Consider the following 8,300-nt stretch of genomic DNA (forward strand, 5'->3'; position numbering starts at 1 on the left):
GGAATACGTATGCTTTCATCCTCAATCGGGTTTAATTTGATTTCAAAAATAAGTATTTCAGGTCGATCCTATTCCGGTTCCTTAAACCATCCGGCATATTTTACATAGGAACTGGCAATCCGACGGATTTCCCCTTCGCTCAATTCCCTGCTCACCTCCTTGATCTTCCTCGCGGGCATGCCGGCATACACACTGCCGGGAGGTACGATCGTCCCCTTGGTCAGCACTGCCCCGGCAGCAATGATACTGTTCGATCCCACCACGCAGTCGTCCATAATGATGCTGCCCATCCCCACCAGCACATCATCCTCGATGGTACACCCATGGACAATGGCATTATGCCCTATGGATACGTTATTGCCAATGTTTGTCGGGGCCTTCTGATAGGTACAGTGAATGACAGCTCCATCCTGTACATTCACCCTGTTGCCCATCCGAATATAATGCACATCTCCCCGCACCACTGCATTGAACCAGATGCTGCATTCATCTCCCATCGCCACATCGCCCACAACGGTCGCATTTTCAGCAAAAAAACAATCCTTTCCAAACTCGGGCAACTTTCCTTTAACTGCTTTGATGATCATGTTCTCACTTTGAAATTCAGGGCGAACCGGGCAATCCGACTCATTCGTAATGCGAAAGTAATATCTTTTTCCTGGAAGCAGACACCGAGAGCTCCTTTCCATTGGAAAGAACCACACTCCCCCCCTTTCCTTTTTTATACCGGACCACTTCGTTGATGTTTACCAGAAAGGATTTGTGAATGCGGACAAAGTTGAAATCAGCAAGGGCGTCTTCAAAATATTTAAGCGTTTTACTCACCAGGAGTTTCCTCTCCGACAAATAGATCTCCGTGTAATTATCATCTGCCCTGCAAAACAGAATTTCCGACACATCCAGCACCTGGAACCCGTCCTGCTGGGGCAGGGTGATCTTACCCTCTACTTTCGGAGACCTTGAGGAGAGTACCCGGTCCTTCAGCATTTCTTCCCGATTCACGACCTCTTCAACATAGGCCACAGCCCTGATCAATTCATCTATATCGATTGGCTTCATGAGGTAATAAGCCGCATGCTGGTTGAGAGCGTCCAGCGCATATTGGTTATAGGCGGTCACGAATACGATCTCAAAATTCCTTTCCGGCAGTGCTCCCAGCAGGTCAAAGGCATTGCCAAAAGGCATTTCCACATCGAGAAAAACCAAATGGGGCCCGACCTGCCGGATCATGTCTATCCCATCCGAAACCGTACCGGCCTCACCTGAGACGATTACCTGCGTACAGTATTCCGAGAGATAATTCCTGAGGATATCCCTGCTTGACTTCTCGTCGTCGATGATGACCGCCTTTAATTTCATTTTTCTTTTGCTAAGCTGAGTACTACCCGGGTTCCGGTTCCATCTTCCTGCAGATCCTCCACCCTGACCCCAATTTGTGTTTTGTACATATCATTGAGGATTACCAACCGCTCCTGAATGTTGCGCATGGCTGTGGATCGCTGCTTTTTTTGGTGGTGTGTCTTCAATTCAGCAGACCTCTTTCTGCCTATACCATTGTCCTCAATACGTATTTCTAAGGTATCGCCATCCTTTTCACTGACCCTCATGGTAAGTAACCCTTTTTCCTCTCTGTATCGAAGTCCGTGCCAAACCGCATTTTCCAGATAAGGTTGCAGCAGCATGGGAGGGATTCTATAGGCCTCCCTGTCTATGGATTCGTCTACCTCCACCCTGTATTCGAACTTGTCGGGAAATCGGGAATGTTCAAGTTTTAAATATAATTCCAGCAACTCGAGCTCCTTGTTCAAAGGGATGAAATCCTTTTCAGAATTCTCGAGGACGGTCCGCATCAACTTTGAAAAATCGCTCAGGTATCTGTTCGCACTCCTTTCATCGTGATTCGAGATGAAATTATTGACTGAATTGAGGGCATTGAATATAAAGTGAGGATTCATTTGAGACCTCAATGTTTTGAGGGCCAGGAGGTTGTTCGCCAGTTTCTGTTTCTGGGTGCTGCGATAAAAGAAAAAGGCCGTGAGTGACATCAGGAACATCCCGAACAAAAGGGAGTAAATGATCCAGAGCTGCCGTTTATTGCTCTCCTCAGTAAGGCGCTGTTCTGCCAGAGCCAGATCGTATCGGCTTTGTGAGAGTTCCCGCTCACGCTCCAGGCCTGTGATCCGATTTTGAATGGCAGCAATTTCGCGGTTCAGCTGAGCTGCCCTGGAAATCTCCTGTTCCTTTCTCAGGTAGAGGGTGTCGACCACCGCCACGTATTTCTGATAGGTTTCCAAAGCTTTCGAAAAATCCCCTTGCTTGCGGTACACTTCGGACAGGCTTCGGGTAGCCTCTTTCTGGACCACGAGGTCCTCCTCCTGATCAGCCTCGGCGATGCTCCGCTCTAAAAATGGAATCGCCTGCTCATACTGGTCCTGGGCGATATAGGCGTTGGCGATCTTATAGTTAATCCCCTGCCTGGTCACGGTATCAGCGCTCACAGCCATTCCCGGGTCCTGTTTTGAAGGTTTTGGGATGGCCTCCAGGTCTTTCAGGCTGCTTTTTCGAAGCTGGATCTCGTCTTCATATCGACTTCTTTTGTTCAGGAAATCCGCCACTTTTTCCTTCTCTTTGACAGCTCTCTGAGGCGCCTGTTTCTCTGCCTCCTTCAGGGAATTATCATAATACGCCCCCGCTTCTTCCATTCGATTCACGCTGGCATAGGTATCCGCTATTTTAGAATTCAGATCCGGGATCTTGGGCGTAACCTGATTTTTCGTGGCAATAGCCAGACCTTCTCTGTAATAGGCCAGGGCCTTGTTCACGTCACCCAACCCGGCCTGGGCGTCTCCCAGAGCTTCATAGATCTCTACCCTGTTATACGGGGCTAAGGTCTTGTTATCCTCCAAAGGTGAAAGAACTGTGACGGCCTCTCCCCACTGACGGCTCCTGACATAGGTCTTCCCCAAGGCAAGGGAAGTCATGTCGCTGTAACGGGCCTCAAGGGCTTCTTTGTAATTGGCAATAGCCAGGTCTAATTGCCCGTAGAAAGTATATACCTCCGCGAGGAGGACGAGGGATAGGACAAGTTCCTTCTTGTTCTCCCGCACGTCAAGTTCCGAAATGGAGCGGGAAATATAGTCGATACTTTTCCGGATATCGGTTGTTTTAAAAGTCTTTGCAGAGTCCAAATATGCACGATGCCGACTTATCCTTACCTCCGCATCAACCGGGGCCTTAACCGAGCTTTTCTCCTGCGTCCTCCCGACCGTGGTCATGAGCAAGGCTAAACCGATCAAAATACATGTGTACGAATACCGCATCATAGAGTAAACTTAGTCCATTTACTTCGATTTGAAAAACAGCCCCAACGCTGTTTTATCCGAAAAATCAATGATTTACAGCCTCTTCCTAAGTGGGAGGTCCAGTTCCCTCAACCAGGAGATGCGTTCCCTCATTACCGTTTTTAAATGAAATTTTTACGTTCTACTTTTCCCCTGATACAAATTCAAAAATGATGGATACGATGAAAAAAATTGCACAAAAATCGATGGTCCTCCTGGCCCTGATATTCACCGGAACGGGTTTTGCATCCTCGCCCCAAAGTGAAGACAAAATGAAACCTGAGCGCCCCACAGTGAGGATCGCCTTGCTGCTGGATACCAGTAACAGTATGGATGGACTCATCAACCAGGCCAAATCCCAGCTCTGGGATATCGTGAACCAGTTCACCTATGCCAAATGCGGGAATGAAGGACGTCCAAGGCTTAAAATTGCCCTCTACCAATACGGTAACAATGACCTCGCTTCCGAGGAAGGATATATACAGCAGGTCCTGGGATTCAGCTCAGACCTGGACGAGATATCCGCCAAGCTGTTCTCCCTGACCACAAACGGGGGTGAAGAATACTGCGGACAGGTGATCCATCAATCTCTGCAGCAATTAGACTGGGGAAAAAATCCTGATGACCTGAAAATGATCTTTATAGCCGGTAATGAGCCTTTTACGCAAGGCAGGAAGGATTTCAGGGAAGCTGTTTTGAATGCGAAGGAGCGCGATGTGATCGTCAATACTATTTTTTGCGGGAAATATACCCTGGGTATCAACACGCACTGGCAGGAAGGCGCCCGGTTGGGAGGAGGAGAATACATGGCCATTGACCATAACAGGCAGGTTGTCCATGTAAAGACCCCTTACGATGAGATCATCATCAAATTGAACAAAAGACTGAATACCACCTATGTCTCCTACGGCAGCAAAGGAGCTGAGCGAATGGCCGTGCAGGCACAACAGGATGCAGAAGCCATGGAACTACAAGAAGCAGTGGCCGTGAAGCGTGCGGTCAGTAAAAGCTCCGCCTATTACAACAATTCGGGATGGGACCTGATCGATGCATCTTCCCAAAAAGACTTTGACCTGGCCGGCGTGAGAAGGGAAACACTGCCTGAAGCTCTGAGAGGAAAGTCGGACCAGGAGATCAGAGCATTTCTTGAAGAAAAAAGAGAAGAACGCAGGCAAATCCAGTCGGAGATCCAGCAGACCCATACTAAAAGGGAGGCTTATCTCAAAGAGCACAGAAAAAATGAATCAGGAGAACTGGAGAAGGCCATCCTGGAGGCGATCAAAAAACAAGCTTCAAAAAAGGACCTTTATTGGGAGTAAGGAAGAGAAGCCTTACAAAAAGGACTTTGGGAGTATGCCTGGAGTCCTTTTTTAGTTGGCCGCAGGGCAGAAACAGTCATACCGGTTCTGCCTTTCAGGACCGAAATCATATCCAAGGGTGATCTGGTGAAAACCGCCGTTGTCGAAACGAATGTCCCCATTCTGGTAGGAATAGTTGTAAGAAAACATAAACCGGTTGTAGTTAAGTCCGATGATGGGTGTAAAGAGCTGGAGCCTTTGCTCCCCAAACTGACCATTGGCCTGGTATTGCGCCCCGTCAAAACTGCGGCGATAGGAAAGTCCGGCCCAGACGGTCCCAAAGGACACATCCCTGTAAACCTTTGCATTGAAATCTATGGTCTCCTCCTCCGTGAATTCAGTGAGCTGAAAAAGGACGGAAGGTTCAACCCTCCAGTCGCTCTTGCCGAAAATATAGCCTGCGGAGAATAAATATCGCCTCAGATTGTCGAATTCAATGGCCGTATAGAGATCCCTTCCCGTTCCCAGGGCATTCAAAAGGGTGGCATGGGCATAAAATTCCATATAGTTGTAGGATACTCCAAAGTCTACGTTGAAATACCCCACGCTGTTCCTCGCCCCGCTGATGATCGGATCCGGGATCACGGACCTGAATTCTGTCTCATCCAGACTGCTCAATATAAATCCGGCACTGAGACCAAAAGACAGCTGGTTGAGAAGTCGTATATCCTCCCCAAACTGCAAATGGTGAGCGTAAGTCGCTTTCAATCCTGTTTGAGAATGGTAGCCGTTGGCATCGTTGAACAGTATGGCCCCCACCCCGCTGGGAGTTTCACCTATTCTGTAATTCACACTCAAAGTCTGGAGGTTGGGTGCCTCATCTACATTAAACCATTGCTTTCTGGCGGTAAGCCTGATCTTACCTCCGGGACCGATTCCCGCCATGGAAGGGTGCACGAGGTAGTAATTGTCTGAGAGATAATCAAAATACACCGGGATCCCCTCCTGTGCGTGCACAGCTCCAAGATAACTCAGGTAAGCGATCAGAATTAAAAGGATTTTTCTCATCTAGGATGGGACAGGGTGATTAGCCAGATATTCAAATATAAAGTATAACGGTTCAATGCAGACATTATTATGTCTTCTTTAGCCCGAAAAATGGTTGTATTTTTGCATAAAATAAGGACTATGAAAGAGTTTATCATCACGGTGAAGGAAACAAATAATAAGGCCATCCTGAAATTTGAGGCCAACCAGTTCCTCACCACCCAGTCTAATTATGAATTCAAGAATATCGATGAGGCCAAGGCATCTCCCCTGGCCCAGCAGTTGTTTTATCTGCCTTTTATCAAGACAGTCTATATTTCGGGCAACTTTATCGCCCTGGAACGATATGACATCGTGGAGTGGGATGATGTCAGGGATGAAGTGGCGCAACAATTGGTGGAATATTTGAATTCAGGTGCCCCCGTGGTCCTTGAGGATACGCCTAAAACCACTGTACCTGTTACGCTGTATGCCGAGGTAACCCCAAACCCTGCGGTCATGAAATTTGTGGCCAACAAAAAACTGGTACCTTCTTGCTTTGAATTCAAGAATATCGACGAGGCCAAGGACTCGGAACTTGCCCGTGCCCTCTTCCATTTGCCCTTTGTAAAAGAGGTATTTATGGATGAGAATTACATCTCGGTAACCAAGTTTGAAATGGCCGACTGGAATGAGATCACCATGGAACTCCGGGAGATGATCAGAAATCATATAGCCGAAGGCAAAGAGATCGTATCAGACCAGGCTGAAAGCACCCAGCAAAAAAATGCTGAAACCAAGGGTGCTCCTGCAGCGGAGGATGAGACCTCCCGCCAGATCATCCAGATCCTCGAAGAATACGTTAAACCAGCCGTGGCCAGCGACGGGGGAAATATTCTTTTTCAGTCTTATGACGAAAAGGACCGCACCGTCAACGTCATCCTTCAGGGGGCGTGCAGTGGATGCCCCTCTTCGACATTTACCCTGAAAAACGGGATAGAGACCATGTTAAAGAACATGCTGGGTGACAAGGTGAGCGAAGTGGTTGCCATCAACGGGTAATAGATGCCTGTTAATTTGTATTTGTCTCAATTTCTTTCGACCTTTAAAAGAACCTAAAAAGTATTGTAATATGGCCATTTTAAAAGTTATAGAAGTACTGGCTAACTCCGGTAAAAGCTGGGAAGATGCCACCCAGAATGCTGTCGATCAGGCGTCCAAAACCGTAAAGAACATTCGCTCTGTCTACGTACAGGAACAAAGCGCTACCGTCAAAGACGGGAAGGTAGATGACTACAGGGTCAACGTGAAGATCACCTTTGAGGTCAGGTAACCATTAAAACATTGCGAAAAGCACCTCTTAGGGTGCTTTTTTTTTGCCGAAAAACCAATGAGACCTTGAGCACATCACACAAACATACCAATTCCCTCATTCATGAGACGAGTCCCTACCTCCTGCAGCATGCCCACAATCCGGTAGACTGGTATGCGTGGAGCACAGAAACCCTGGAGAAGGCTGAAAAGGAGAATAAACTCCTGCTGATCAGTATCGGATATGCGGCCTGTCACTGGTGCCACGTGATGGAACACGAGTGTTTTGAGGACGAGGATGTCGCAAAAGTCATGAACCGACACTTCGTCAACATAAAGATCGACAGGGAAGAGCGGCCGGACATAGACCATATTTACATGGATGCCCTGCAGATGATGACGGGGAGCGGAGGTTGGCCGCTCAATGTGGTCGCCCTGCCCGACGGTCGTCCTTTCTGGGGGGCTACTTTCGTGAAAAAGGAGCAATGGATCAAAGTACTGGGACAACTCTCCCAGCTATACGCCCAGGAAAAATCGCGGGTGCTCGAATATGCCGACCAACTTACCCAGGGGCTGAGATCCATCAACCTCATCCCCCCTCCGGAAAAGGATGAGCCCGTTTCCCTTAAAGAGTTAAGTACGTCTGTCAAAAAATGGTCCCAATATTTCGACACTTTCCTGGGGGGTTACCGTCGCGCTCCAAAATTCATGATGCCTGTGAATCTCGATTTCCTCCTGCATTACGCAAATCTCACAGGAGATACTGAGGTCGAAGACTATGTACATACCACCCTGAGACGAATGGCTTACGGCGGCGTATACGACCATATCGGAGGGGGTTTCTCCCGGTATGCGGTCGACGTAAAATGGCATGTGCCCCATTTTGAAAAAATGCTCTATGACAACGCCCAGCTGATCTCCCTCTACGCCAAAGCCTATGCAGCAACCGGGTATCCTTTGTACAGAAAGGTAGTTGAAGAATCCATATCCTTTGTATGCCGGGAATTGAGATCGCCGGAGGGTGGGTTCTATTCCTCCCTGGATGCGGATAGCCTGGACAAGAAGGGAGTTCTGAGAGAAGGTGCTTTTTATGTATGGAAGGAGGAAGAACTAAGGGAATTGCTCAAAGGAGATTTTACCCTCTTCGCGGATTATTACAACATCAATGATTACGGACTTTGGGAAGAAGATATCTATGTGCTTATACGCGATTCTTCCCGGGAGGAAATGGCTAAAAAACACGGACTGGCCACAGAGAACTTTGAGCAGAGGATCCATGCCTGTAAAGAGATCCTGTTCAAAAGGCGCGAATCCCGATCGAGAC

The 8,300-nt window shown here is 48.0% G+C and carries 8 protein-coding genes; 4 read left to right on the forward strand and 4 right to left on the reverse strand.

The annotated features are described in order from the left end of the window. Nucleotides 1-68 precede the first annotated feature (68 nt). The 3 genes from ABYP73_RS09195 to ABYP73_RS09205 are packed head-to-tail and all read right to left on the reverse strand — an operon-like array spanning nt 69 to nt 3,296. Nucleotides 69-587, reverse strand: coding sequence for a gamma carbonic anhydrase family protein (locus ABYP73_RS09195; protein WP_372974122.1), 519 nt, complete (start codon nt 585-587; stop codon nt 69-71). A 40-nt stretch (nt 588-627) separates the two neighbouring features. Next, nucleotides 628-1,359 carry a LytR/AlgR family response regulator transcription factor gene (locus tag ABYP73_RS09200; RefSeq protein WP_372974123.1) on the reverse strand — a complete coding sequence of 244 codons (732 nt, stop codon included), beginning with the start codon at nt 1,357-1,359 and terminating at the stop codon, nt 628-630. Next, a complete protein-coding gene (locus ABYP73_RS09205) occupies nt 1,356-3,296 on the reverse strand; it encodes a histidine kinase (RefSeq protein WP_372974124.1) in 1,941 nt (646 codons plus the stop codon). Before ABYP73_RS09205 ends, ABYP73_RS09200 begins: the two co-directional genes overlap by 4 nt. Nucleotides 3,297-3,523: 227 nt before the next feature. Between ABYP73_RS09205 and ABYP73_RS09210 the strand changes: the two genes are divergently transcribed. Continuing rightward, the gene (locus tag ABYP73_RS09210) at nt 3,524-4,660 is read left to right on the forward strand and encodes a VWA domain-containing protein (RefSeq protein WP_372974125.1); all 1,137 of its coding nucleotides are present in this window, start codon (nt 3,524-3,526) and stop codon (nt 4,658-4,660) included. 51 nt (nt 4,661-4,711) lie between these two features. Here ABYP73_RS09210 and ABYP73_RS09215 read toward each other — a convergent pair whose 3' ends face one another. Next, entirely contained in the window at nt 4,712-5,707 is a 996-nt protein-coding gene (locus tag ABYP73_RS09215; RefSeq protein ID WP_372944954.1) for a type IX secretion system membrane protein PorP/SprF, read from the reverse strand. A gap of 120 nt (nt 5,708-5,827) precedes the next feature. On the opposite strand from ABYP73_RS09215, the gene ABYP73_RS09220 reads away from it, so the two are divergent. The 3 genes from ABYP73_RS09220 to ABYP73_RS09230 all read left to right on the forward strand — a co-directional run. Beyond that, complete coding sequence (locus ABYP73_RS09220) at nt 5,828-6,727, forward strand: NifU family protein (protein WP_372944953.1); 900 nt, start codon at nt 5,828-5,830, stop codon at nt 6,725-6,727. Between the two features lie 70 nt (nt 6,728-6,797). After that, nucleotides 6,798-6,998, forward strand: coding sequence for a dodecin family protein (locus ABYP73_RS09225; protein WP_372944952.1), 201 nt, complete (start codon nt 6,798-6,800; stop codon nt 6,996-6,998). Nucleotides 6,999-7,063: 65 nt separating this feature from the next. After that, a partial coding sequence (locus ABYP73_RS09230) for a thioredoxin domain-containing protein (protein ID WP_372974126.1) occupies nt 7,064-8,300 on the forward strand: 1,237 nt, incomplete at its 3' end.

The organism is Muriicola sp., from assembly GCF_041567615.1.
In the GTDB taxonomy this organism is placed as follows: Bacteria; Bacteroidota; Bacteroidia; order Flavobacteriales; family Flavobacteriaceae; genus Muriicola.